The following is a 25,788-nucleotide window of genomic DNA, read 5'->3' on the forward strand; positions in this document are numbered from 1 at the left end:
CTCCCACAGGGAATTTGCGAACGACGCAGATCCAATGTGGGAGCGGGCTTGCTCGCGAAGCCTTTAAAGCGCCAGCGGTGCTCGCTCACACAACGTATTCAAGGCCTTTGCCCACCGCGGATCATCGTTGAGACACGGTACCAGAACCAACTCCTCGCCCCCCGCTTCGCGGAACTGTTCGAGCCCGCGATCACCGATCTCCTCCAGCGTCTCGATGCAATCGGCAACGAATGCCGGGCACATCACCAACAACTTCTTAACGCCGCTTTTGGCCAGCTCATCGAGACGCGCTTCGGTGTAGGGTTCGATCCACTTGGCGCGCCCCAGACGCGATTGGAACGACACAGACCATTTGCCATCGGGCAAGCCCACGCGCTTGGCAAACTCTGCAGCACTGCGCAGGCATTGTGCGCGATAGCAGGTCGCCAGGACTTCCGGCGAAGCGTTCTGGCAGCAGTTCTCGCTTTTGAAGCAATGGTGACCAGTGGGGTCGATCTTGGTCAGGTGTCGTTCCGGCAAACCATGAAAGCTCAGCAACAAGTGATCGTAATGCTGTTGCAGATACGGCTGGGTCGTGGCGACCAGCGCGTCCAGATACTCCGGCTGATCGTAGAAGGGCTGGAGTATCGACAGTTGCACGTCGAGTTGCTTCTCGCGCAAGACACGCTTGGCCTCTTCGATGACCGTGGTCGTGGTGCTATCGGCGAACTGTGGATAAAGCGGCGCCAGAGTGATCTTTTTATGGCCCTGGCCTGCCAGGCGCAGCATTGCCGCTTCAATGGACGGCTCGCCGTAACGCATTGCCAACTCCACCGGGCCGTGGTGCCATTGAGCAGTCATGGCTTGTTGCAGACGGCGACTGAGCACTACCAGCGGCGAGCCCTCCTCCCACCAGATCGAGGCGTAGGCATGGGCCGACTGCTCGGGACGCTTGATCAGAATCAGCGACACCAACAGACGTCGCACCGGCCATGGCAGGTCTATCACATACGGGTCCATCAGAAACTGATTGAGGTAGCTGCGCACATCTGCCACCGAGGTGGAGGCAGGTGAGCCCAGGTTGACCAGAAGCAACGCGTGATCGGTCATGCAACGTCCTATTTCAGAGGCGGCTGGACAGATCGTCCAGGGCCGCGCGCAAATCAGTGAACTGGAAAGTGAAACCCGCTTTGAGCAAGCGCGCCGGCGTGGCCCGCTGGCCACCCAACAACAATAGCGACAATTCGCCGAGCCCGACCTTCAACACAAGGGCCGGCATTGGCATGAACGAGGGGCGGTGCAACACGCTGCCCAAGGTTTTGGCGAACTCGCGATTGCGCACCGGCTTCGGTGCGCAGGCATTATAGGGACCGCTGGCTTCATTGCGATGCAGGAGAAAATCAATCAGCGCGATTTGATCGTTGATATGGATCCACGGCATCCATTGCCGACCGTTGCCGATCGGCCCTCCCAGCCCCAGTTTGAACGGCAGTAACAGCCGCGACAAAAAGCCGCCCTCAGCGGACAACACCAACCCGGTTCGGATGAGCACCACTCGAATGCCCAAGGCTTCGGCGCGCTGGGCGGTTTCTTCCCAGGCGATGCACAACTGGCTGGCGAAGTCGTCGATAACCGGTGGCGAGTCCTCGGTCAGTTCACGCTCACCGCCATCGCCGTACCAGCCGACAGCGGAACCGGAAATCAATACCTGCGGCTTCTGATCGCGAGTTTCGAGCCAGGCCAGCAGGGTTTCCGTCAGGGTGATGCGACTGCTCCACAGCAGCGCCTTGCGCTTGGTCGTCCAGGGACGGTCGGCGATCGGCGCACCGGCGAGATTGACGATAGCGTCCACCGCCTCTTGTCCGATCTCTTCCAACAGTGCCACGCCCCGTACCTGAGGGCCGCAGACTTTCGCGACTTTTTCCGGCGTACGACTCAGCACGGTCAAGCGATGCCCCTGACTCAACCAGTGTCGGCAGAGCTGACGTCCTATCAAACCAGTACCGCCGGTCAGCAATATGTGCATGACTTCTTCCTCGCGTGGCGTTTTACCCTGATCACTAGTCTATTTTTATAAGCAAGGGATCTTTGATATCGGGCAGACTCTGTGTTTAACAATAGGCCAAGCTGTCGGAACGAGAACGCTAAAAGTTATACCGAAAAACATCATTGTACAGGTTTCAACCCCGGCGTAGTCTGTACAGAAAGGTAAACGAGGCCCTTATGACTGTACCTATCGCAATCATCGGCACCGGCATTGCCGGACTCTCAGCCGCACAAGCCCTGACAGACGCAGGGCATGTCGTGCAACTTTTCGATAAAAGCCGCGGCAGTGGCGGACGCATGTCGAGCAAGCGCAGCGATGCGGGTGCCCTGGATATGGGCGCGCAATATTTCACTGCCCGGGATCGCCGCTTCGTCACAGAAGTCCAGCGCTGGCAAGCCAACGGCTGGGTCGCCGAGTGGACACCGCAGCTTTACACCTACCATGGCGGCCAACTGAACCTGTCGCCGGACGAACAGACGCGCTGGGTGGGTACGCCACGCATGAGCGCCATCACCCGCGCCTTGATCGGTGATCTCGAAGTGCATTTCGCTTGCCGGATCACCGAGGTCTATCGCGGGGAAGAACACTGGCACCTGCAGGATGCCGAAGGCTTTACCCACGGCCCGTTCAGCCACGTGGTGATCGCCACGCCGGCACCGCAGGCGACGGCGTTGCTGGCTTCCGCGCCGAAGCTGGCCGGCGCTGCCGCCGGGGTAAAAATGGACCCCACCTGGGCCGTCGCACTGGCGTTTGAAACTCCGCTGGATACGCCCATGGAAGGCTGCTTCGTGCAAGACAGCCCGCTGGATTGGCTGGCGCGCAACCGCAGCAAACCGGGGCGCGACAATACCCTCGACACCTGGGTGCTGCATGCCACCAGCGCCTGGAGTCGCCAGCACATCGACCTGCCAAAAGAAGCGGTGATCGAGCAGTTGCACGGTGCGTTTGCCGAATTGTTGCACGACGCCATGCCGGCGCCATCCTTCAGCCTCGCCCATCGCTGGCTCTACGCCCGCCCGGCCAGCAGTCATGAATGGGGCACCCTGGCCGATGCCGACCTGGGCCTGTATGCCTGCGGCGACTGGTGCCTGTCCGGACGTGTCGAAGGGGCTTGGCTAAGTGGCCAGGAAGCCGCTCGCCGTCTGCACGCGCATCTGCAGTGAATCCTGCGTCATTTGCTGCTGTCGAGATGGACAGCAGCCCCCCCCTTAAACAACGAAAACAGTGACGCCGGGCGATCGCGTTCATTGCGCCCCTAAAAACTTATACAAAAAAATTGACTTGTACACCTTTGAATCTAAGATGAACCCATGCTGTACAGATTTTGTTTCTGCACAGGTTCTGATTCCGAGGTGCTCCAATGTTCCTTCCCGCCGCGAAACCGAAAATCGCCATCAGCGCCTGCCTGATGGGCGCCGAGGTGCGCTACAACGGCGGGCACAAGGCATCACGACTGTGCAGCCGCATCCTCACCGATTACTTTGATTTCGTGCCGGTCTGCCCGGAAGTCGCTATCGGCCTGGGCATTCCTCGCGAGCCGATCCGGCTGGTGGGCGATCCGAATCAGCCTGAAGCCGTCGGCACGGTCGATCGCCAGCTGAACGTTACCCGGCCACTGGCTGAGTACGGACAACAGATGGCGGCGGAACTGGGCGATGTCTGCGGTTATATCTTCATGCAGAAGTCCCCCTCCTGTGGCATCGAACGGGTCAAGGTCTATCACGCCAACGGCGCACCGCAGGACAGCGGTGGCCAGGGTATCTATGCCCGGGCGTTCTGCGCCTTGCATCCTGACCTGCCGGTGGAAGAAGACGGTCGGCTCAACGATCCGGTACTGCGAGAAAACTTCCTGACCCGCGTATTCGCCTACAGCGCCTGGCAGCAACTCCTGAAAGAAGGCCTGAGCCGTCGCGGCCTGACGGACTTTCATTCGCGCTACAAATATTTGCTGATGGCCCACAACCCGGTGCAATACAAAACCCTGGGCAATCTGTTGGGCAACATGGGACACACCGATCCGCAAGAGCTTGGCCCACGCTACTTCAGTGAGCTGATGGCCGCGCTGAAAAAATGCGCCACGCGCCGCACCCACACCAATGTCTTGCAGCACCTGAGCGGCTATCTCAAACAGGCGATCAGCGCCGAGGACAAGCAGGAAGTGCAGCACGTCATCGGCCAGTATCGCCACGGCATCGTGCCGTTGGTGGTGCCGTTGACACTGCTCAAGCATCACTTTCGTCAACACCCCGATCCTTACATTGCGCAACAGGTTTACCTGCAACCGCACCCGGAAAACCTCAGTTTGCGAAACGCCATCTGATGAAAGCCCCTATCGACAGCAGCGCCAGCGAAGACCAAGGCATGGACTTCAAGAAAGCCCTCGACGAAGGCTGGCTGCCGATTCGTGAAGTGGCACGGCAGACCGGCGTCAACGCTATCACCTTGCGTGCCTGGGAGCGGCGGTATGGCCTGATCGTGCCGCAACGAACGCCCAAAGGGCATCGGCTGTTCTCCGCCGAGCATGTGCAGCGCATCCTGATGATCCTCACCTGGCTCAACCGCGGTGTCGCTGTCAGCCAGGTCAAGCAATTGCTCGAAACCCCACAAGCCTTTAGCGAACCCGTGGAAAACGATTGGCACCTGCTGCGCCAGACCTTGCTGAACACGGTTACGCAATTGAACGAACGCACGCTGGACGACACCGTCAATCAGGCCATGGCGTTGTACCCGCCGCGCACTTTGTGCGAGCAACTGCTGATGCCATTACTGACGGAACTGGAACAACGCTGGCAGGGCCAGTTCGGCGCCCAGATGGAACGCGTGTTTTTTTATTCCTGGTTACGCAGCAAATTCGGCGCGCGCATCTACCATAACAACCGTCAGCTAAACACCGCCCCACTGCTGTTGATCAATCACTCGGATTTGCCTCTGGAACCTCATCTATGGCTCACCGCATGGTTGATCAGTAGCACCGATTGCCCGGTGGAGGTGTTCGACTGGCCGCTGCCTGCCGGCGAACTTTCGCTGGCGGTCGACCGTCTGCAAGCCCGAGGCGTACTGCTGTATTCCAGCAAAGCCATAAACCTTTCACAGCTGACGAAACTTTTGAATGGCGTCAGTTGCCCAAAAATGATCGCCGGACCAACGGTGTGCATTCACCATACCGAGTTGTCCGTCAGAACCTTCGTAATCGCTGATTTGTACCTGGCTGAAGATCCGTTGTTGGCACACCAGGCACTCGTTCAGCGTGGACTGATTTAATGGACACCTCCATGCAATTGATCTGGCTGCGCAGCGATTTGCGCGTACACGACAACACTGCCCTCGCCACCGCTGCTGCGGTGGGGCCGAGCGTGGCGGTGTATCTGCTGAGCCCGGAACAATGGCTGGAACACGACGATGCGCCGTGCAAAGTGGACTTCTGGCTGCGCAACCTGGGTGAACTGAAACAGACACTGGGCGAACTGAACATTCCCCTGCTGATCCGTAAGGCAGCGCGCTGGGATGACGCGCCACAGGTGCTGCTGGACCTGTGCCAAAGTCTGAATGTCGGTGCCGTTCACCTCAATGAAGAATACGGCATTCATGAGTCCCGCCGGGATGCGGCGGTAGCCCAGACGCTGAAATCCCAAGGTATCGATGTTCACAGCTACCTCGATCAGTTGCTGTTCAAGCCTGGTAGCGTGCTGACCAAAACCGGGACCTATTTCCAGGTCTTCAGTCAGTTCCGCAAAGTCTGTTATGAACGCCTCCACCGGTCGCTGCCCCGACTGGTCAGCGCTCCCATGGCGCAAACGCCGCTGAACATCGCCAGTGATGAGATTCCGCCCCACATCCCAGGGTTCACCCCACCCACCGAGCGCTTGCGTGCATTGTGGCCAGCCGGTGAAGCCGAGGCCCGGCGCCGCCTCGACAGCTTCACCGATGCCCAGATCGACTATTACCAAAGCGAACGGGACTTCCCGGCGAAACCCGGTACCAGTCAACTGTCAGCCTATCTCGCCGCCGGGGTGATATCCCCGCGTCAATGCCTTCACGCTGCGCTGCAAAGCAATCAAGGCGAATTCGAAAGCGGCAAGATCGGTGCCGTGACCTGGATCAATGAACTGCTGTGGCGCGAGTTCTATAAACACATATTGGTGGGTTACCCGAGGGTTTCTCGCCACCGCGCTTTCCGTCCGCAAACCGAGGCCCTGGCCTGGCGCGATGCGCCGGAAGAACTCGCGGCCTGGCAACAGGCCCGCACGGGTTTGCCGATCATCGACGCGGCCATGCGCCAACTGTTGGAAACCGGCTGGATGCACAACCGCCTGCGCATGGTGGTGGCGATGTTCCTGACCAAAAACCTGTTGATCGACTGGCGCGAAGGCGAACGCTTTTTCATGCGCCACCTGATCGATGGTGATCTGGCTGCGAACAATGGCGGCTGGCAATGGAGCGCGTCGACCGGCACCGACTCGGCGCCCTACTTCCGGATTTTCAATCCGTTGAGCCAGTCGGAAAAATTCGACGCCGAAGGTGTATTCATCAAGCACTGGCTGCCGGAGTTGGCAGGCTTGAACAAAAAGGAAGTGCACAACCCGGCGAGCCTCGGCGGACTGTTCGGGGTCGCGGATTATCCTCCCCCGATTGTCGACCTGCACGCGTCGCGCACACGGGCCCTCGCTGCGTTCAAAAATCTGCCACAACAACAAGGCACAGGAGGCTACCATGAGTAATGGGTTGGGCCGGACAAGTTTCTGGCTAACAAGGAGATGGGGATGAGCCTTACGCCGCCACGACGATATTGGCTGACCGGCGCCAGCAGCGGCATTGGCGCGGCGTTGGCCGAAGAAATATTGAAAACCGGCGCCCACCTGGCAGTCAGCTCACGCTCGTTGGCGCCGTTGAAAGTCTTGTCCCAGCGATATCCGGGCCAGGTACTGGTGGTGGCCGGCGACCTGACCAACGGTCAGACCGTGCGTGAAATCGGCGAGCAGATCGCCGAGCAGTGGGGTTCGCTGGACACAGTGATCCTCAATGCTGGCACCTGTGAATATGTGGATGCCCAGCAGTTCGACGCCTCGATCGTCGAGCACGTGGTGCGGACCAATCTGCTCGCCAGCAGCTATTGTATCGAAGCTGCCTCGCCGTTATTGCGGGCCGGCATTGCCCCGCATTTGGTCGGCATGGCCAGTTCGGTAACCTATCTGCCCCTGCCCAAGGCTGAATCCTACGGCGCTTCGAACGCTGGGGTGCGAACGCTGTTTGAGTCCAAGCGCATTGCTCTGGCACCCGAGGGCATCGAAGTTACCGTGATCGGCCCCGATTTTGTGGATTCACCACTGAAAGTCAAACACGATCTCCCGATGCCCCTGAGCTGGCCGGCAGATAAAGCCGCCAGACACATTTTTGCCAAACTCAGGGAACGCCCGCTGGAAATCGCCTTTGCGGGGTTGTTCATGGCCGCTCTGTGGCCGCTTTCGCAAACGCCCAACCCAGTGAAGTTGGCAATCGGCAAGCGCATAGTACGCAGCAGTCCGCCGATCAAGGACTAGACGCGGGCAATGTCAATCAAGGCCGCACGACAACCCCCGTCGTCTGCGGCGCAGCGTCCGTCCGAGCTTTCACACAGTACCGACTGACTGCCTTACACTGCGCGCCATGAATACCATTCCCCACCTGCAAATTGCGGAGCCGGCCGTTACGTGCTCGACCTGTGCAGCTTGCTGCTGCCAGCTCGAAGTCATGTTGATTACCGACACAGGCGTGCCCGAGCGTTATATCGATACCGATGACTGGGGCGGGGAAGTCATGTTGCGCCTGGATGATGGCTGGTGCGCCGCGCTCGATCGCGACACGATGATGTGCACCATCTACGAAAAACGCCCGCTGATTTGCCGGGAGTTCGAGATGGGCGCACCGGAATGCATTGATGAGCGACAGGGTATTTCGACGGCTTACCGCTAATTTCGAACTTCATCGAAGCCCAATGTGGGAGCGAGCCTGCTCGCGAATGCTATGTATCAGTCAATATTAATGTCGACTGACACACCGCATTCGCGAGCAGGCTCGCTCCCACATTTACAGCGGCATCGTGTAATGCAACGCGTAGCTTTCTATACCATTGTTCGGGCTGCTGATACCGGCATTGGAGTAATGCGTCGCACGAATGCCGACTTCATGACCACCGGTAAAACGCAGACCCACTCCGAAGCGGTCTTCGAATTGAAAGGAACTGCCGAGATTGTTGTTTTCGATTTCAGTGTCGGAGAAAAACGCCACACCAACCCCCAATTCGACGTATGGCTTGACGCTCTGGCCGGCAAACTCGTAGACAAACACGGGAGAGAAAGACAGGCTGTTGTTGCCGGAGGTTTTGTCGCCTTCCCAGTAGGTGTAGGCACCGCTCCAGTAACCGGTCAGGCGACCCACGTCGCTTTGCCACCAGCTCTTGTCCCAATCGAATTGCATGCCCAGACGATAAGTCATGGTCGATTCGCCGGTCTGGCCAATCCCGAATTCCACGCCTGCCGCCTGCGCGGTAAAACTGTGCCCCATCAGTGCGGCCGCAATCGCGGCCAAGCAGAATAGTCGCTTCATAGAAACTTCCTTTTCCGAACGATTTCGTTTGGTTTTTTTGTTGCTCGACACACACAGCTATAGAAGTCGGCGATTTATCAGAAGTTCACCCCAATGTTTACGACGCCCCAAAGCTTTCTTACTCTTCAAAGCTTCGCACAACACCGGCGTTATTCCACAAAATCGGCAATATATTTGTGAAATGCTGCGGATCTGCACTGGTCCAGAACTGTGCAGTTCGCGCTGGCCCATCGGCGAGCAACTCGCGCTCGTTCAACAAGCGTTGAAGTTGCCGTGCAACAGCGGCGCCAGTATCGATCAAGCTGATGTTGTCGGGAATCATCGACTTGAGCAGGGGCTTGAGAAAAGGGTAATGAGTGCAGCCGAGAATAATGGTGTCAGCACCCGCGCCAAGCAGTGGCCCAACATAACTTTCAAGCAGCTGGCGAAGGGCTGGACTGTGCAAATCGCCCTTCTCGATCAGCTCCACCAACCCGGGACAAGGTTGGGTGATCACCCGCACGTCGGTGGCGAAACGGTCGAGCAACGCTGCGAACTTGGCGCTCTGCAACGTGCCGGTCGTGGCCAGCACCCCGACCACGCCACTGCGGGTAGCGGCCGCTGCCGGTTTAACCGCGGGCTCCATGCCGACGATGGGCCATTCGGGGTAATCGCGGCGCAGGTCTGCAACACCGGCGACGGTGGCGGTATTACAGGCCAGCACCAGGGCCTTGGCGCCCTGCTGCTGGAAAAAGCCGGCCATGACGCTGCAACGCTGCTGGATAAACTCAGGGGTTTTCTCGCCGTAGGGAATGTTCCCGCAATCGGCGACGTACAAAAGAGACTCATTGGGCAGTAACCGCTGGATCTCGGCCAGCACCGAAAGCCCACCGACACCCGAGTCGAACACGCCAATCGGCGCGTCACGCATGCTTCGGCCCACAGACGCTGCAACCCGGATCACGTTTGACCCGCAACTCTCGGAAGCGCGAGCCTAACGCATCGATCAACAACAGGCGTCCTACCAGCGGTTCGCCGAACCCCGCCAGCAACTTCAGCGTTTCGAGCGCCTGCAAGCTGCCGACCAGTCCCACCAACGGACCGACCACCCCAGCTTCGCTACAGGTCAATTCGGCCTCGCTGCCATGCCCGTATAAGCAGTGGTAGCACGGACTCTCCGGCCGACGCGGGTCGAACACCGACAATTGCCCTTCGAGACGAATCGCCGCGCCACTGACCAGCGGTTTGCCAGCCAACACGCACGCGGCATTGACCGCTTCTCTGGTGGAAAAATTGTCGGAACAATCGAGGACCAGATCCACCCCGGCCACCACAGCAGCCAAAGAGTCTTCATCCAGTGCGGCTCGATGGGCGACCAGTTGAATCTCAGGGTTGATGGCCGTCAGGCGCTTGATCGCAGAGTCGACCTTGCTCATGCCGACGCTATCGGTGTCGTGGATGATCTGGCGTTGCAGATTAGTCAGATCGACCGTGTCAAAATCCGCCAGATGCAACTCACCGACGCCCGCAGCCGCGAGGTACAGCGCCACTGGCGCACCGAGACCGCCAAGACCGACGATCAGCACACGGCTGTCTTTAAGCCGCAATTGACCCTCGATGTCGATGTGAGCCAATAATATTTGCCGACTGTAACGCAGCAATTCCTGATCATTCAGCATGGCAAGCGCCCCAGACTGATGCGTTGGTGACCGCCCAGATCAGTGCGACTGTGGACGTCTTCAAAGCCACGGGTCAGCAGCAGATCGCGCACCGCCTCGGCTTGATCGTAACCGTGTTCAAGCATCAACCAGCCACCGGCTTCCAGTTGATCCGGTGCCTGGGCGACGATCAGGCGCAGATCGTCGAGCCCGTCGGCTCCGGCCACCAAGGCGCTGGCAGGCTCGAAGCGCACATCACCTTCCACCAGGTGCGGGTCGGTCGCGGCAATATAAGGCGGATTGCTGATGATCAACTCAAAGCGCTGGCCTTCCAGGGCGCTGAACCAATGACTGCTGAGCACCGTAGCGTTATTCAGATGCAAGCGCTGACGATTGCGTTCGGCCAGGGCCACGGCTTCGAGCACGCGATCCACGGCGGTGACCTGCCATGCCGGACGCTCGCTGGCCAGGGCCAGTGCAATGGCGCCGCTACCGGTGCCAAGGTCGAGTACTTTCGCCGCAGTAACCGGCAACAATTCGAGTGCGGCTTCCACCAGCAACTCGGTGTCCGGACGCGGGATCAGCGTGTGCGGCGCCACTTCCAGATCAAGCTTCCAGAAACCTTGTTGACCGAGAATGTAAGCCACCGGCTCACCACTGCGACGACGCTGCAAATATTCGGCGAACGTCAGCGCCGCTTCGCTCGGGACGATGCGTTCCGGCCAGGTGTGCAAGAAGCTGCGGGACTTGCCCAACGCTGCCGCCAGCAACAATTCGGCGTCCAGACGTGCTGTCGGCGAGTCGGGCAAATCGGCGGCGCGCAACAAACTGGCAATGATCGTCATTTACTCACCTATCGCGGCCAGTTGATCAGCCTGGTACTCGGCCAGCAGCGGCTCGATCACCGCATCGACGCCACCGGCGAGGATTTCGTCGAGGGAATACAGCGTCAGGTTGACCCGGTGATCGGTCACACGACCCTGGGCAAAGTTATAAGTGCGGATCCGTTCGGAGCGATCACCCGAGCCCACCAGCAACTTGCGCTCACTGGCGATGGCATTGGCAGCGGCGCTGGTCTGCTGATCATTGAGCTTGGCCGACAGCCAAGCCATCGCTCGGGCGCGGTTCTTGTGTTGCGAACGCTCTTCCTGGCACTCAACGACAATGCCGGATGGCAAGTGAGTGATGCGGATCGCCGAGTCGGTCTTGTTGACGTGCTGACCGCCGGCACCGGAGGAGCGGTAGGTGTCGATCCGCAGGTCCGCCGGGTTGATTTCGATCGCTTCCTGTTCGTCCGGCTCAGGCAATACCGCCACGGTGCAGGCCGAGGTGTGGATGCGCCCTTGGGATTCTGTCGCCGGAACCCGTTGCACACGGTGGGCACCGGACTCGAATTTCAGCTTGCCGTAGACGTTATCGCCTTCAACCCGGGCGATCACTTCTTTATAGCCGCCGTGTTCACCCTCGTTTTCCGAGAGGATCTCTACCCGCCAACCGCGACGTTCTGCATAACGCGAATACATGCGGAACAGGTCGCCGGAGAAAATCGCCGCTTCGTCACCACCGGTGCCGGCCCGGATCTCGAGGAACACGTTGCGCCCGTCGTTCGGATCTTTGGGCAAAAGCATGCGTTGCAGACTGGCTTCCAGTTCGACCAGACGCTCCTTGGCTTCGCGGACTTCTTCCACGGCCATTTCACGCATGTCCGGGTCGCTGTCCTTGAGCAGTGCCTGGGCGCCTTCGAGGTCACCCTGCACTTTGAGCAACTGTTTATAGGTGTCGACAATCGGCTCGACTTCCGCGTATTCCTTGGAATAGGTGCGGAATTTGTTTTGATCGGAAATGACCTCGCCATCGCCGAGCAAGGCGGTCAGTTCTTCGAAACGGTCCTGGAGGATGTCCAGCTTATTGAGCAGTGACGCTTTCATTGCGGTTTCTTATCCGAAAAGCTTTCCGATGAGCCCTCATTGAGGGCAAAGAGTTCCTGGGCCATCGCCAGCGCATCGAGGCGACCTTCGGCAGAGAGCTTTTTCAACTGCACGCTCGGTGCGTGCAGCAGTTTATTGGTCAGGCCACGGGCCAGCTGCACCAGCACCTCTTCAGCGCTGCCACCGTTGGCCAGCAGGCGCTGGGCCTTTTGCAGTTCTTCGTCGCGCAAGCGTTCGCTTTGTTGACGATAGGCCTTGAGCACATCGACTGCCGCCAACTCCCGCAGGCGGACCATGAAGTCCTCGGCACCGACCGACACCATCTCCTCCGCAGCCTGGGCAGCGCCCTGTCGACTCTTGAGGTTCTCGGCGACTACTTCGTGGAGATCGTCGACGCTATACAGATAAACGTCGTCCAACTCGCCGACTTCAGGTTCGATATCGCGCGGAACGGCGATATCGACCATGAAAATAGGCTTGTGCTTGCGCAGCTTCAGGGCGCTTTCCACCGCCCCCTTGCCGAGGATCGGCAATTGGCTGGCGGTCGAACTGATCACGATGTCACTGCGCACCAGCTCGGCCGGAATATCCGACAACAACACCGCATGGGCACCGAACTGCTCGGCCAAGGTGCTTGCACGCTCCAGCGTGCGGTTGGCCACCACGATGCGCTTGACCCCCAGATCATGCAGATGACGGGCGACCAGGGTAATGGTCTCGCCGGCACCGATCAGCAAGGCCTGGCTACGTTGCAGGTCACTGAAAATCTGTTTCGCCAGGCTGACCGCGGCAAACGCCACGGACACCGGGTTCTCGCCGATGGCCGTGTCGGTGCGCACTTGCTTGGCCGCATTGAACGTGGCCTGAAACAGCCGCCCGAGCAACGGACCGATGGTGCCGGCCTCCCGGGCCACGGCGTAGGCCGATTTCATCTGACCAAGAATCTGCGGCTCGCCCAACACCAGCGAATCGAGCCCGGAAGCCACCCGCATCATGTGACGAACTGCCGCATCATCTTCGTGCACATAGGCGCTTTCGCGCAGTTCATCGAGACTCAAATGATGATATTCGGCCAGCCAGCGCAGCACGATATCCGCCGACAGGTGATCCTGTTCTATATAGAGTTCACTGCGATTGCAGGTGGAGAGGATCGCAGCTTCGCGGCTGTCGGTGAGTCGGCAGAGCTGCTGCAAGGCCTCAACCAGCTGCTCAGGGGTAAAGGCCACGCGCTCGCGGACGTCTACTGAAGCAGTCTTGTGGTTAATACCGAGTGCGAGGAAGGCCATTCAAAGTCGCTGATGGTGACGTGAAGCCGGCAATTGTCCTACTTCGTCAGATTCAGAACAACTACTCGATATCTATTGAGCCAGTAGGCGACGACCGTGCTTGCGAGCGGTTCTCGTTTACGCGGGCTCGACCTCTGCATGCACAGGAGCAGCGGGTAAATTGGCGGGCCGGTTATGTTTGCCCCGAGGCTTGTGTCATGATGATCCGACCGCAGGTTAGTCGTCCTCTTCCTATATGAATAGATCTTCCGCGTTGCTTCTCGCTTTAGTCTTCCTCAGCGGCTGCCAGGCCTTGGCACCGGTGTCGTCGGACGGTACGCCGCCGGCCGAAGACAGCACCCCGGCACCTGAAAAGCCCAAGGTTTACAGCTCGTTCAGTGAAGACACGATCTTCAGCCTGTTGAGTGCCGAACTGGCTGGCCAGCGCAATCGTTTCGACATTGCCCTGGACAACTACGTCACCCAGGCGATCAACACTCAGGATCCGGGCATCTCCGAACGGGCATTCCGCATCGCCGAATACCTGGGCGCCGATCAGGCGGCGCTGGATACTGCGCTGATCTGGGCGAAAAACGCCCAGGACGACCTCGAGGCGCAACGTGCCGCCGCCGTGCAACTGGCACGGGCCGGGCGCTATGACGACTCCATGGCCTATATGGAAAAAGTCCTGCAAGGCAAAGGCGACACCCATTTCGACTTCCTCGCCCTTTCCGCGGCCGATACCGACCAGGATACGCGCAACGGCTTGATGAAGAGTTTCGACCGCTTGCTGCAGCGCCACCCGAACAACAGCCAGTTGATTTTCGGCAAGGCCCTGCTGCTGCAACAGGACGGCGACTCCCGAGGCGCATTGGCCCTGCTGGAAGACAACCCGCCGGAGGAAGGCGAAATCGCCCCGATCCTGCTGCGCGCGCGCCTGTTGCAATCCCTTGATCGCGGCGATGAAGCCTTGCCGCTGCTGCAAAAAAGCATCAAAAAATACCCGGACGACAAGCGCCTGCGCCTGACCTACGCGCGCATGCTGGTCGAACAGGACCGCATGGATGACGCCAAGGCCGAATTCTCGAGCCTGGTCCAGCAATACCCGGAAGACGACGATCTGCGTTATTCCCTGGCACTGGTATGCCTGGAAGCCAAGGCCTGGGACGAGGCCAAAGGCTATCTTGAGGACCTGATCGCCCGCGAAAGCCACGTCGATTCGGCGCACCTGAACCTCGGCCGCATCGCCGAAGAGCGCAACGATCCACAAGGTGCGCTGATCGAGTACGGTCAAGTCGGCCCGGGCAACGACTACCTGCCGGCTCAATTGCGTCAGGCCGACATCCTGATGAACAACGGCAAGACCGCCGAAGCCCAGAGCAAACTTGCCGCCGAGCGCGACGAGCAACCGGACTACGCGATTCAGTTGTACCTGATCGAAGCCGAAACCCTGTCTGCCAACAAACAGGGCGACAAAGCCTGGAATGTCCTGCAAAAAGCCCTGCAGCAATACCCGGACGATCTGAACCTGCTTTACACCCGCGCCATGCAAGCGGAAAAACGCAATGACCTGGCGCAGATGGAAAAAGACCTGCGCCTGATCATCAAGCGCGACCCGGACAATGCAATGGCGCTGAACGCCCTCGGCTACACCTTGTCCGACCGCACCACGCGCTACGTCGAGGCCAAGGCCCTGATCGAACAGGCACACAAGATCAATCCGGAAGACCCGGCGGTCCTCGACAGCCTCGGCTGGGTGAATTTCCGCCTGGGCAATCTCGACGAAGCGGAACGCCTGTTGCGTCAGGCGCTGGAGCGCTTTCCCGACCAGGAAGTCGCCGCGCATCTGGGTGAAGTCCTGTGGGCCAATGGCAAGCAGCGTGAAGCCAAGCAAATCTGGGGCAAGTTCCTCAAGGAACAACCCGACAGCCCTATCCTGCGCAGCACCATCAAGCGCCTGACCGGATCAGAGACTCTTTAAGATTATGTTTTTGCGCCACATCATCGTTTTCAGTTTCATCGCCCTGCTCGCCGGTTGCGCGGGTTTCGGTGCCCGCGAATCGCTCGAGGGTCACGGCAACCCCGCCCAATGGCGCGAACACAAACAGCAACTTACGGGGCTTGATGGCTGGCAGATCGACGGCAAGATCGGCATTCGCGCACCAAAGGACTCGGGCAGTGGCACGTTGTTCTGGTTGCAACGCCAGGATTACTACGACATCCGCCTTTCGGGCCCTCTGGGTCGCGGTGCGGCACGCCTGACCGGACGCCCCGGGAAGGTTTCCCTGGAAGTCGCCAACCAGGGACGCTACGAAGCGCCGAGCCCGGATGCATTGCTTGAAGAGCAGATGGGCTGGAAGCTGCCTGTTTCCAATCTGGCCTGGTGGGTCCGCGGGCTTCCGGCTCCGGATAGCAAAAGCCGCCTGACCCTCGACGGCGACAGTCGTTTGGCCAGTCTCGAACAGGACGGCTGGCAGGTGGAGTACACCGCCTATACCGAACAAAACGGTTACTGGCTACCCGAGCGGATCAAACTGCATGGCACCGACCTTGATGTCACGCTGGTGATCAAGGTCTGGCAACCACGCAAGCTGGGGATATGACATGCCGGCCAACCGCCTGACTCTGCCCTCCCCAGCCAAACTCAACTTGATGCTGCACATTCTCGGTCGCCGCGAAGACGGCTACCACGAACTGCAGACGCTGTTTCAGTTTCTCGATTACGGCGACGAAATCACGTTCGCCGTACGCGATGACGGCGTCATTCGTCTGCATACCGAATTCGAAGGCGTCCCCCACGACAGCAATCTGATCGTCAAAGCCGCCAGACAACTCCAGGCGCAGTCCGGCTGCTCGCTCGGCATCGATATCTGGATCGAAAAGATCCTGCCCATGGGTGGCGGGATTGGTGGCGGAAGTTCCAATGCCGCCACGACCCTGCTCGGCCTGAATCACCTGTGGCGACTGGGCTGGGACGAGGATCGACTGGCCAATCTGGGGCTGACGCTGGGCGCCGATGTCCCGGTTTTCGTACGCGGCCGTGCCGCTTTTGCGGAGGGGGTGGGAGAGAAACTTACGCCCGTCGAGCCTGAAGAACCGTGGTACCTCGTGCTGGTACCGCAAGTCTCTGTTAGCACAGCAGAAATTTTTTCAGATCCGTTGTTGACACGTAACTCGCCGCCCATTAAAGTGCGCCCCGTTCCCAAGGGAAACAGTCGAAATGACTGCTTGCCGGTGGTAGCAAGACGTTATCCAGAGGTACGTAACGCCTTGAATTTGTTAGGTAAATTTACCGAAGCAAAACTCACCGGAACTGGAAGTTGTGTGTTTGGGGGCTTCCCAAGCAAAGCTGAAGCTGATAAAGTCTCGGCCCTTCTGACAGAGACCCTTACAGGTTTTGTAGCAAAAGGAAGCAACGTTTCGATGTTGCATCGCAAACTGCAAAGTCTGCTCTAAAGGAACCGAGTACAGGGTACTCGTTGCAACAGATACAGGGGCGTCGCCAAGCGGTAAGGCAGCAGGTTTTGATCCTGCCATGCGTTGGTTCGAATCCAGCCGCCCCTGCCATTTTCCTATACTCATCCAGGTATACCCTCAGCCTTCAGGTACTGCGCGTGTCCAAGATGATGGTCTTTACGGGGAACGCCAACCCCGATCTGGCTCGGCGTGTCGTACGTCAGCTGCATATCCCTCTCGGTGACATTTCTGTCGGTAAGTTTTCCGACGGCGAAATCACTGCCGAGATCAATGAAAACGTCCGCGGTAAAGATGTCTTCATTATTCAGCCGACTTGCGCTCCGACCAACGATAACCTGATGGAACTGGTAGTGATGGCTGATGCCTTCCGCCGCTCCTCGGCTACTCGTATCACTGCTGTTATTCCTTACTTTGGTTATGCCCGTCAGGATCGCCGTCCGCGTTCCGCACGTGTGGCTATCAGCGCGAAAGTCGTTGCTGACATGCTTACCGTAGTCGGCATCGACCGTGTTCTCACGGTTGATCTGCATGCTGACCAGATTCAGGGTTTCTTCGATATTCCGGTAGATAACATCTACGGCTCCCCGGTTCTGGTGGATGACATTGAAGATCAGCGCTTCGAAAACCTGATGATCGTGTCCCCGGACATTGGCGGCGTCGTGCGTGCACGTGCCGTTGCCAAATCCCTGGGCGTGGATCTCGGGATCATCGACAAACGCCGTGAGAAAGCCAATCACTCTGAAGTGATGCATATCATCGGTGATGTCGAAGGGCGTACCTGTATCCTGGTCGATGACATGGTCGATACCGCCGGCACCCTGTGCCATGCGGCCAAGGCCTTGAAAGAGCATGGCGCTGCCAAGGTTTTCGCCTACTGCACGCACCCTGTGCTGTCGGGTCGGGCGATCGAAAACATCGAAAATTCCGTGCTGGACGAGCTGGTGGTGACCAACACCATCCCGCTGTCCGCTGCAGCACAAGCCTGTGCGCGTATCCGTCAACTGGATATCGCACCGGTAGTTGCCGAGGCGGTTCGCCGCATCAGCAATGAAGAATCGATCAGCGCGATGTTCCGCTAAGGGCCCTGCCCTTTTCGAACATTTCGTTGACGAAAAGCGCCCCGCCCCGGCATTCCTGTCGGGGCGGGGCTTTTTTGCCCATATCGCCTTTAGCGCTGGTCGCAAACGCTGGGGCGAGTGTGGTTATTTTGGAGATACAACATGAACGATTTTACTCTGAATGCTGAAGTGCGTTCCGACCTGGGGAAAGGTGCGAGCCGCCGCCTGCGTCGTCTCGCAAGCCTGGTTCCAGCTGTAGTTTACGGTGGCGACAAAGCCCCTGAATCCATCAGCATGCTGGCCAAAGAAGTTGCCAAACTGCTCGAAAACGAAGCGGCTTACAGCCACATCATCGAGCTGAACGTTGGTGGCACCAAGCAAAACGTCGTGATCAAAGCTCTGCAACGTCACCCGGCCAAAGGCCACGTGATGCACGCTGACTTCGTACGCGTAGTAGCCGGCCAGAAACTGACCGCTATCGTTCCAGTGCACTTCATCAACGAAGAAGCACCGGTCAAGAAAGGCGGCGAAATCTCGCACGTTGTTGCCGAGATCGAAGTTTCCTGCCTGCCGAAAGACCTGCCTGAGTTCATCGAAGTCGACCTGGCCAAGGCTGAAATCGGCACCATCGTTCACCTGTCCGACATCACCGCTCCTAAAGGCGTTGAGTTCGTTGCTCTGGCACACGGTGATGACAAGGCTGTTGCCAACGTCCACGCTCCACGTGTTGCTCCAGAAGCTACCGAAGGCGCTGCAGAGTAATTTCACTCTGTACGCCGGAGTGACCGGAAACATCGCGGACTAGAGCGTAGCGAGAAAGCGGGCGAGAACGCGGAGTTTACATCATGGTAAATGAGCAATTTTCGTCCACTTTCGCCGCTTCCCCTGATTGCGGCGATGTTATCCACCACTCCTGGGAAGGGCCCCTATCGTGACTGCCATCAAACTGATCGTTGGCCTGGGAAATCCAGGCGCTGAATACGAACAGACCCGGCATAACGCAGGGGCCCTTTTTGTTGAGCGCGTCGCGCACGCACAAGGCGTAAACCTTGTGGCCGATCGCAAGTATTTCGGCCTGACCGGGCGCTATTCGCACCAGGGTCAGGATGTTCGTCTGCTGATTCCCACCACCTACATGAACCGCAGCGGCCAGGCCGTAGCGGCACTCGCCGGTTTCTTCCGCATCAAGCCTGAAGAAATCCTGGTGGCGCACGACGAACTCGACCTGCCTCCGGGCGTTGCCAAACTCAAGCAGGGCGGCGGCCATGGCGGTCATAACGGGTTGCGCGACATCATTGCGCAGCTGGGCAATCAGAATACCTTTCACCGCCTGCGGCTTGGCATTGGCCACCCGGGCGTTGCCAGTATGGTTTCAAATTTCGTCCTGGGTCGTGCGCCACGCGCCGAACAGGAAAAACTCGATGCCAGCATCGACTTTGCCCTCGGCGTGCTGCCGGATATCCTCGCCGGGGAATGGAACCGCGCGATGAAAAACCTGCACAGCCAGAAGGCCTGACTTTTACCCGAGGGGAAACACCATGGGATTCAATTGCGGCATCGTCGGCTTGCCTAACGTCGGCAAGTCCACCCTGTTCAACGCCCTGACCAAATCCGGTATCGCGGCCGAAAACTTCCCCTTCTGCACCATCGAGCCCAACAGCGGTATCGTGCCGATGCCGGATCCACGTCTGGATGCCCTGGCAGCCATCGTCAATCCAAAGCGCATCCTGCCGACCACCATGGAATTCGTCGACATCGCCGGCCTGGTAGCCGGTGCTTCGAAAGGTGAAGGCCTGGGCAACAAGTTCCTGGCCAACATCCGTGAAACCGATGCCATCGCCCACGTGGTCCGCTGCTTCGAAGATGAGAACGTGATTCACGTCTCCAACAGCGTCGACCCGAAACGCGACATCGAAATCATCGATCTGGAACTGATCTTCGCCGACCTCGACAGCTGCGAGAAGCAACTGCAGAAAGTCGCGCGCAACGCCAAGGGCGGTGACAAGGACGCCGTGGTTCAGAAAGGCCTGCTGGAACAACTGATCGCTCACTTCTCCGAAGGCAAGCCTGCACGCAGCCTGATGAAGAACATGAGTACTGACGAGAAGCAGGTGATCAAGGGCTTCCACCTGCTGACCACCAAGCCGGTCATGTACATCGCCAACGTGGCTGAAGACGGCTTCGAGAACAACCCGCACCTTGACGTGGTCAAGGCCATCGCCGAAGAAGAAGGCGCAATGGTTGTACCAGTGTGCAACAAGATCGAAGCTGAAATCGCCGAACTCGACGATGGCGAAGAAAAGGACATGTTCCTCGAGGCCCTGGGCCTTGAAGAACCAGGCCTGAACCGCGTGATCCGCGCCGGCTACGAGATGCTGCACCTGCAGACCTACTTCACCGCCGGTGTCGAAGAAGTCCGCGCCTGGACCGTTCGCGTCGGTGCCACCGCACCACAGGCTGCTGGCGTGATCCATACCGACTTCGAAAAAGGCTTCATCCGCGCCGAAGTCATCGCCTACAACGACTTCATCCAGTACAAGGGTGAAGCCGGCACCAAGGAAGCCGGTAAATGGCGTCTGGAAGGCAAGGACTACATCGTTAAAGACGGCGACGTGATGCACTTCCGCTTCAACGTCTAAGTTTTGCAAAGCGAAGCACCCGCCCAAGAAAAAGCCGCGTTTGATACGCGGCTTTTTTGTGCCTGACATTTAACTTCCACGTCCCACAAGGGTTTTGTGTGAGCTCAGGCCTTTCTGGTGCGCGGCAAAAAGATCGCCAGCACGCCCAGCAACGGCAGGAACGAACACAGGAAGTACACGTATTCAATGCCGTGAATATCCGCCAGATGTCCCAGCAGTGCAGCACCGATCCCGCCGAAGCCGAACATCAGGCCGAAGAACACCCCGGCGATCATCCCGACATTACCCGGCACCAGTTCCTGGGCGTACACCACGATGGCCGAGAACGCCGACGCCAGGATGAAGCCGATGACCACGCTGAGAATGCTCGTCCAGAACAGGTCAACGTGCGGCAGTATCAGGGTGAATGGCGCAACGCCAAGGATCGAGAACCAAATCACCGCCTTGCGCCCGATCTTGTCGCCGATCGGCCCGCCAAAGAAGGTCCCCGCCGCTACCGCGCCGAGAAACAGGAACAGGTGCAACTGCGAACTGGCCACCGAGAGATCGAATTTCTCGATCAGGTAAAAGGTGAAGTAACTGGTGATACTGGACATGTAGAAGTATTTGGAAAACACCAATAGCCCGAGAACCACCAGTGCGCCGATCACCCGCCCCTTGGACAAGCCGTGAGTCGCCGCTTGGCCTTGTTTGAGCTTGAACAGGTTCAAGTGGTTGGCGTACCAGCGACTGATCCGGTACAGCACGAACAGCGCGAACACCGCAAACAATCCGAACCAGGCCACGTGCCCCTGACCGTAGGGAATGATGATCGCCGCCGCCAGCAACGGACCAAAAGCCGAACCCGCGTTGCCGCCGACCTGAAAGGTCGACTGTGCCAGCCCGAAACGTCCACCCGAGGCCAGTCTTGCGACGCGAGAGGCTTCCGGGTGAAATGTCGACGAACCGATACCGATCAGCCCCGCCGCCAACAGAATCAGCGCAAAGCTCCCCACCACCGACATCATCAGAATCCCGATCAAGGTGCAGACCGTGCCGGCGGGTAACAACCAGGGCTTGGGATGGCGATCCGTGTGATAACCGACCCAGGGTTGCAGCAACGAGGCCGTCAGTTGAAAGGTCAGGGTGATCAGGCCGACCTGGGTGAACGTCAAGCCATAGCTGGCCTTGAGCATCGGATAGATCGACGGCAGCACCGATTGAATCAGGTCGTTGATCAAGTGCGCCAGCGCCACCGCGCCGATGATGCGCATGACCAGCGGACTGCTTTGGGAAGTGACGGGCGCCGACGCAGGGACGGACTGAGCGTTGCTGATAGCCATGAAAAATTCCGGACAACAGAGAGGTGCACACGGGCAGGTGCGCCAATGTGCCATTTTTCAGTGCAACTACGCCATCCCCTTAGCCTGCTAACGACCTCGACTTTCATCGCCGAACAGGTGATAGCGCATGGCCATGGTCTGAATCTTGCCTTGCTTATCCGCTTCAACGCGGCCGCCTTACAAAGGGGGCCGAGAATGGGAAGTTTCGCTACAGAGTCGGCCTACAGAGCTGGCAAAGGTGAACTTTCGAGGCCTTTTAAAAGGGCACAAGTCGAGGTCGCAAGCACCTCGACGCACGCCGATGGTGCGTGGTGTCCAAAGGAGTCATGGGGCATGCAGGCGTTTTTATCACCGGGGATCGGACTGCTGGGGCGTTTTGGCTTTGCGCGTAAATTCCAGCTGTTGTTTCTGCTGTTTATCCTGCCGCTGGCCGGCAGCCTGTGGATGATTAGTCAGGATTATCGCGACAAATTAAACCTGATCTCCGGCGAACGTGCCGGGGTTCGCCAACTGCTTGCCCTTGATGCGCTCGACAACCTGTTGGCGGCACAGCGTGATCGTGCAGCACGTTGGCGCGCGACCGAAACCAATCGCCAGCCAACCCCGGCGACCCTTGCCGCCATGGCCGCGTTCGATGCGGTCCAGCCTGCTGTCGCCCAGGCCATCTCGGATCTGAACAACGCTCTGCAAAAAGAAGGCTCCGAGGGCGAAACCCTGGCCCGCTATCAAGCGCTACAAAATGCCCTCAACGGTCTGGACTCAAAGAGTCTGAGCAGCGTCGGCTGGTGGCCGGACGGCTATGACCGCTTCACCAGCGCCTTGAGCGCCGTACAAGCCTTGCGCGAACAGATCGCCATGGACAACCGCTTGACGCTGGCACCGTGGCTGGAGACTTATTTACTGACGCAAATCTCCACCCAACATGCGCCCGATTTGATTGAACGGGTCGGCCGCCTGGCGAGTGTCGGCCAGGCCTCGGTGGTGTCCGGGCAATTCACGCTGCAAAGCCGTCTGCAATTGCGCGACTTGCGTAGCCGGATCGGCGACGCGCGGGAGCAGTTGATGAAAACCGCGGGGCTGCTCGAAGCGCGGTTGCCCAGCGCCCTGCAAGCCTGGGCCGGGCAGTACCATGACAGCCTCAAGCACCTTGATGCCGGTTTGAAAGTCCTTGATGACGGCGTGTTCGGCGGCAGCATCAACCTCAAGCCGGAAGACTTCGAGCGTAGCCTGGACGCCCTGCTCGCCAACCTCGCCGCACTGCGCCAGCAATCGCTGGTGTCGCTGGATCAGCGCCTGGATTACTACCATGACTCGGCGATTCGCCAGTTGATCATCGTAGCAAGTATTTTCGGTGTCCTGCTGCTGGCCGCGCTGTACCTGTTCATCTGTTTGCAGGCGTCGATCCGTCGCAGTGCCAGCGGTATCACTTTGCTTGCTGAAGCCCTGCGCGACGGCAATCTCGGCCTGCAAGTGCCGGTGCAAGGGCGGGACGAACTGGCGGCCATCAGCACCGCCCTCAATGTCGCCGTCCTGCAACTGCGCACCAGCCTGCTGGGTGTCGATCACGAAACCTTGCAACTGAGCAATGCGGTGCAAACCCTCAATCATCATTCCAGCGACGCCCTTGGCGAAGTTGAAGCGCAGCAACTGCAGATCAGTCAGATCGCCGCGGCAGCGACGCAATTGGCCGCCACCTCCCAAGGGGTGGCCGCGAGCTGTGAACGGGCCTCTGGCAGCGCTCAGCACACCCAGCGCATTGCCGCCGACAGCAGTCGTGACAGCCAACGTACGACAGCGAGCATTCAGCAGCTCAATCAGCGCTTGAACGACACTGCTGCGGCCCTGGGCCGAGTCAGTGAACAAGGGCAGCAGATTCAACTGGTGGTCGACACCATTCGCGGCGTCGCCGAGCAGACCAACCTGTTGGCGCTCAACGCTGCGATCGAGGCCGCTCGCGCGGGAGAACAGGGTCGCGGCTTTGCGGTGGTGGCCGACGAAGTGCGCAGCCTGTCGCAACGCACCCAGTCCTCGACCGCGCAGATCGCCGGAACGGTCGATAGCCTGCGCAGTACCGTGAACGAAGCGGTGAGCTTGATGCAAGCGGCTTGCGGCCAGGCACAATCCGATGCGCAAGCCGTCACCGGCCTCGGTGAACGCCTGGGTGAAATTGCGAGCGCCGTTCAGGGTGTCACCGACACCCTCGCGCAGATCGCCACGGCGGTCGATGAACAGGCGAGCACCGCCGACGAAGTCAGCGGCAACATCCAGCAAGTCGATCAGGCGGCGCTCCGCTTGCTCGAAGGCGCACGAGCAGTGAACCTTGCAGCCGACACCTTGAGCCAGGGCAGCAAGGCCTTGAGTGCCAATACCGGCAGGTTTCAGCTCAATTGACGCCCTCCCCTGAGCCTTTTTTCGGTTCAGGATGATAAGCGGTTGAAAGTGTAGAGAAATATTTTAGATTTACGCTTGACGCATCTGCATTACCGGTGAATAATGCGCGCCACTTGGCTACATAGCTCAGTTGGTTAGAGCATAGCATTCATAATGCTGGGGTCCGGGGTTCAAGTCCCTGTGTAGCCACCAAGTACTAAAAACGGCTTACCGAAAGGTAGGCCGTTTTTTTATGCCTCGAAAAAAGCGACTGATCGCTCCTGCACCAAACAGCCTCAGCCACGAACCGCCGGCAGTGCCGACAACGCCCGCTCCCAGATCTGCCAGGTCCGCAGCCAGACCATCGCCTGCCAATCGCTGTCGGCCGGGTAGAATTGCTCAAGCAGATTCAGTTTGATTTCACGCCCTGCGGCATCATTTGGGTTGCCATGCAAATGCAGCCAGTGGTCGTCACGCAAATGACGATGCACATCCGCCCCTGGGTAGGTCCCGCACTCAATGACGAACGGCATCAACCGCACTTGCGGCAACGCATTGATCAACGCCTGCGAGGTATAACCGGTGGCGGTGGCCGCAACGCCGGTTTCGCTCAGGGTGTCGGCACCGGTGTGTAAGGTGTAGAGCCACGGACCATAAATTGCCTGGGCATCGGCCAGCGCCGGATATGCCGCTTCGGCGATTGTCAGCAACATGGGATGACCATACTCGCCAGCACCGGTGTGCAGGTCAAAGCACATGGCGACATCGGCATGCGCTACATGCTTCTGAACGATCCGGTGCAAGGTGCGATTCGACCAACTTGGCGCCAGCCCGCCGTAAAACAACCCATCGGGATGGGCATGCTGCCCGCCCTCGACAATCGACATCACCGCCGGCCAGCCATGCTCGCGGATCTGCGCATCAAGCAAGGCATCGGCGCGATCACGCTCAGGACCGTGCAATTTTGCGCACGCATAGATTTCGTGCAGCGCGTCATAGGCCTCATTGTCCGGCAACGGACCGTCGAAGTTCAGATGATTGCGGTTCAGGTCGATATTGTCTTCGTTGACCCGGCGCAACCAGGCCATGCCCCAAGGATTGATCGAATGGATCATCACCACGGCGACATCGGCCGGCAGCGAGCGCTTACCCAGCTCCTGCAGCCATTTGACCTGACACCCCGAGCCATAGAAGCCCTCGACACCATGGGTGCCGCTCAACGCAACCAGCAAGCGTTTGGCAGCAGGATCGCCAAGCACCGCCACATCGGTGCTCAAGTGCTCGCCGAACGGCCCTCTGAGCGGATGCGGATACTCGGTCAGCGTCGCCCCGGCCGCAGTCGCCGCGGCAAGGAATTGTTCGCGCTGGGAACGGTAGCTTGGCTGAGTCGGAAACTCGGTCTGCATGGTTACCTCGTGTTGATTTTCTGGCCTGACTATTGGCAACGACCCTACAGAAATTCCACTCATTCATGAAGGACAAAA

Annotated in this window: 24 protein-coding genes and 2 tRNA genes; 16 read left to right on the plus strand and 10 right to left on the minus strand. The window is 59.0% G+C overall.

All coding sequences use genetic code 11. The annotated features are described in order from the left end of the window. Positions 1-63 precede the first annotated feature (63 nt). Both hemH and AC07ZE_RS24915 read right to left on the minus strand, forming a co-directional pair. Positions 64-1,089, minus strand: coding sequence for a ferrochelatase (gene hemH, locus AC07ZE_RS24910; RefSeq protein WP_207267034.1), 1,026 nt, complete (start codon positions 1,087-1,089; stop codon positions 64-66). 13 nt (positions 1,090-1,102) lie between these two features. Continuing rightward, positions 1,103-2,005: a TIGR01777 family oxidoreductase gene (locus tag AC07ZE_RS24915; protein WP_207267035.1), complete on the minus strand. Its 903-nt coding sequence runs from the start codon at positions 2,003-2,005 to the stop codon at positions 1,103-1,105. A 197-nt stretch (positions 2,006-2,202) separates the two neighbouring features. Between AC07ZE_RS24915 and AC07ZE_RS24920 the strand changes: the two genes are divergently transcribed. The 6 genes from AC07ZE_RS24920 (at position 2,203) to AC07ZE_RS24945 (ending at position 7,975) form a co-directional block, all read left to right on the plus strand. Beyond that, positions 2,203-3,189 (plus strand): NAD(P)/FAD-dependent oxidoreductase, encoded by a 987-nt coding sequence (locus AC07ZE_RS24920; protein WP_137803742.1) that lies wholly within the window; start codon positions 2,203-2,205, stop codon positions 3,187-3,189. A gap of 197 nt (positions 3,190-3,386) precedes the next feature. Next, on the plus strand, positions 3,387-4,346 hold the full coding sequence (locus AC07ZE_RS24925; RefSeq protein ID WP_207267036.1) for a YbgA family protein: 960 nt from the start codon (positions 3,387-3,389) through the stop codon (positions 4,344-4,346). Continuing rightward, on the plus strand, positions 4,346-5,287 hold the full coding sequence (locus AC07ZE_RS24930) for a MerR family transcriptional regulator (RefSeq protein ID WP_207267037.1): 942 nt from the start codon (positions 4,346-4,348) through the stop codon (positions 5,285-5,287). The genes AC07ZE_RS24925 and AC07ZE_RS24930 overlap by 1 nt, the downstream gene beginning before the upstream one ends. An 11-nt stretch (positions 5,288-5,298) precedes the next feature. Next, positions 5,299-6,744 (plus strand): deoxyribodipyrimidine photo-lyase, encoded by a 1,446-nt coding sequence (phrB, locus tag AC07ZE_RS24935; RefSeq protein WP_207267038.1) that lies wholly within the window; start codon positions 5,299-5,301, stop codon positions 6,742-6,744. Between the two features lie 42 nt (positions 6,745-6,786). Further along, positions 6,787-7,563: an SDR family NAD(P)-dependent oxidoreductase gene (locus tag AC07ZE_RS24940; RefSeq protein WP_207267039.1), complete on the plus strand. Its 777-nt coding sequence runs from the start codon at positions 6,787-6,789 to the stop codon at positions 7,561-7,563. Between the two features lie 106 nt (positions 7,564-7,669). Beyond that, complete coding sequence (locus AC07ZE_RS24945; protein WP_207267040.1) at positions 7,670-7,975, plus strand: YkgJ family cysteine cluster protein; 306 nt, start codon at positions 7,670-7,672, stop codon at positions 7,973-7,975. Positions 7,976-8,089: 114 nt separating this feature from the next. On the opposite strand, the gene AC07ZE_RS24950 is transcribed toward AC07ZE_RS24945, so the two are convergent. The 6 genes from AC07ZE_RS24950 to hemA all read right to left on the minus strand — a co-directional run bounded on the left by AC07ZE_RS24950 (position 8,090) and on the right by hemA (position 13,459). Then, positions 8,090-8,608, minus strand: a complete 519-nt coding sequence (locus AC07ZE_RS24950; protein ID WP_207267041.1) for an acyloxyacyl hydrolase — start codon at positions 8,606-8,608, stop codon at positions 8,090-8,092. A gap of 118 nt (positions 8,609-8,726) precedes the next feature. Continuing rightward, positions 8,727-9,518, minus strand: coding sequence for a glutamate racemase (gene murI, locus AC07ZE_RS24955; protein WP_207267042.1), 792 nt, complete (start codon positions 9,516-9,518; stop codon positions 8,727-8,729). Next, positions 9,511-10,266 carry a molybdopterin-synthase adenylyltransferase MoeB gene (locus tag AC07ZE_RS24960; protein ID WP_207267043.1) on the minus strand — a complete coding sequence of 252 codons (756 nt, stop codon included), beginning with the start codon at positions 10,264-10,266 and terminating at the stop codon, positions 9,511-9,513. Before AC07ZE_RS24960 ends, murI begins: the two co-directional genes overlap by 8 nt. Further along, positions 10,260-11,090: a peptide chain release factor N(5)-glutamine methyltransferase gene (gene prmC / locus AC07ZE_RS24965; protein WP_207267044.1), complete on the minus strand. Its 831-nt coding sequence runs from the start codon at positions 11,088-11,090 to the stop codon at positions 10,260-10,262. The genes AC07ZE_RS24960 and prmC overlap by 7 nt, the downstream gene beginning before the upstream one ends. Next, positions 11,091-12,173, minus strand: a complete 1,083-nt coding sequence (gene prfA, locus AC07ZE_RS24970; protein WP_095192923.1) for a peptide chain release factor 1 — start codon at positions 12,171-12,173, stop codon at positions 11,091-11,093. Further along, positions 12,170-13,459, minus strand: coding sequence for a glutamyl-tRNA reductase (gene hemA, locus AC07ZE_RS24975; protein ID WP_095192922.1), 1,290 nt, complete (start codon positions 13,457-13,459; stop codon positions 12,170-12,172). Before hemA ends, prfA begins: the two co-directional genes overlap by 4 nt. A 235-nt stretch (positions 13,460-13,694) precedes the next feature. Here hemA and AC07ZE_RS24980 point away from each other — a divergent pair, with 235 nt between their 5' ends. The 8 genes from AC07ZE_RS24980 to ychF all read left to right on the plus strand — a co-directional run bounded on the left by AC07ZE_RS24980 (position 13,695) and on the right by ychF (position 20,612). Next, the gene (locus tag AC07ZE_RS24980; RefSeq protein ID WP_207267045.1) at positions 13,695-15,419 is read left to right on the plus strand and encodes a tetratricopeptide repeat protein; all 1,725 of its coding nucleotides are present in this window, start codon (positions 13,695-13,697) and stop codon (positions 15,417-15,419) included. 4 nt (positions 15,420-15,423) lie between these two features. Further along, complete coding sequence (gene lolB, locus AC07ZE_RS24985; protein ID WP_207267046.1) at positions 15,424-16,041, plus strand: lipoprotein insertase outer membrane protein LolB; 618 nt, start codon at positions 15,424-15,426, stop codon at positions 16,039-16,041. A gap of 1 nt (position 16,042) precedes the next feature. Next, positions 16,043-16,894 (plus strand): 4-(cytidine 5'-diphospho)-2-C-methyl-D-erythritol kinase, encoded by an 852-nt coding sequence (gene ispE / locus AC07ZE_RS24990; RefSeq protein ID WP_207267047.1) that lies wholly within the window; start codon positions 16,043-16,045, stop codon positions 16,892-16,894. A gap of 36 nt (positions 16,895-16,930) precedes the next feature. Beyond that, positions 16,931-17,005, plus strand: a tRNA-Gln gene (locus AC07ZE_RS24995). Between the two features lie 47 nt (positions 17,006-17,052). Beyond that, positions 17,053-17,994 carry a ribose-phosphate pyrophosphokinase gene (locus tag AC07ZE_RS25000; RefSeq protein ID WP_003171603.1) on the plus strand — a complete coding sequence of 314 codons (942 nt, stop codon included), beginning with the start codon at positions 17,053-17,055 and terminating at the stop codon, positions 17,992-17,994. A 141-nt stretch (positions 17,995-18,135) separates the two neighbouring features. After that, complete coding sequence (locus AC07ZE_RS25005) at positions 18,136-18,735, plus strand: 50S ribosomal protein L25/general stress protein Ctc (RefSeq protein ID WP_207267048.1); 600 nt, start codon at positions 18,136-18,138, stop codon at positions 18,733-18,735. A 169-nt stretch (positions 18,736-18,904) separates the two neighbouring features. Continuing rightward, the gene (gene pth / locus AC07ZE_RS25010; protein ID WP_095192917.1) at positions 18,905-19,489 is read left to right on the plus strand and encodes an aminoacyl-tRNA hydrolase; all 585 of its coding nucleotides are present in this window, start codon (positions 18,905-18,907) and stop codon (positions 19,487-19,489) included. Positions 19,490-19,511: 22 nt separating this feature from the next. Then, entirely contained in the window at positions 19,512-20,612 is a 1,101-nt protein-coding gene (gene ychF, locus AC07ZE_RS25015; RefSeq protein ID WP_207267049.1) for a redox-regulated ATPase YchF, read from the plus strand. A 104-nt stretch (positions 20,613-20,716) separates the two neighbouring features. Here ychF and AC07ZE_RS25020 read toward each other — a convergent pair whose 3' ends face one another. Further along, positions 20,717-21,934 (minus strand): MFS transporter, encoded by a 1,218-nt coding sequence (locus AC07ZE_RS25020; RefSeq protein WP_207267050.1) that lies wholly within the window; start codon positions 21,932-21,934, stop codon positions 20,717-20,719. A 1,062-nt stretch (positions 21,935-22,996) separates the two neighbouring features. Between AC07ZE_RS25020 and AC07ZE_RS25025 the strand changes: the two genes are divergently transcribed. Together AC07ZE_RS25025 and AC07ZE_RS25030 are read left to right on the plus strand one after the other, a co-directional pair. Then, positions 22,997-24,325 (plus strand): methyl-accepting chemotaxis protein, encoded by a 1,329-nt coding sequence (locus AC07ZE_RS25025; protein WP_404940902.1) that lies wholly within the window; start codon positions 22,997-22,999, stop codon positions 24,323-24,325. A gap of 115 nt (positions 24,326-24,440) precedes the next feature. Continuing rightward, positions 24,441-24,517, plus strand: a tRNA-Met gene (locus tag AC07ZE_RS25030). An 83-nt stretch (positions 24,518-24,600) separates the two neighbouring features. Here the strand turns inward: AC07ZE_RS25030 and AC07ZE_RS25035 are convergent. Continuing rightward, entirely contained in the window at positions 24,601-25,710 is a 1,110-nt protein-coding gene (locus AC07ZE_RS25035; RefSeq protein ID WP_207267052.1) for a DUF2817 domain-containing protein, read from the minus strand. Positions 25,711-25,788 lie beyond the last annotated feature (78 nt).

It is taken from the genome of Pseudomonas sp. GW101-3H06 (genome assembly GCF_059424605.1).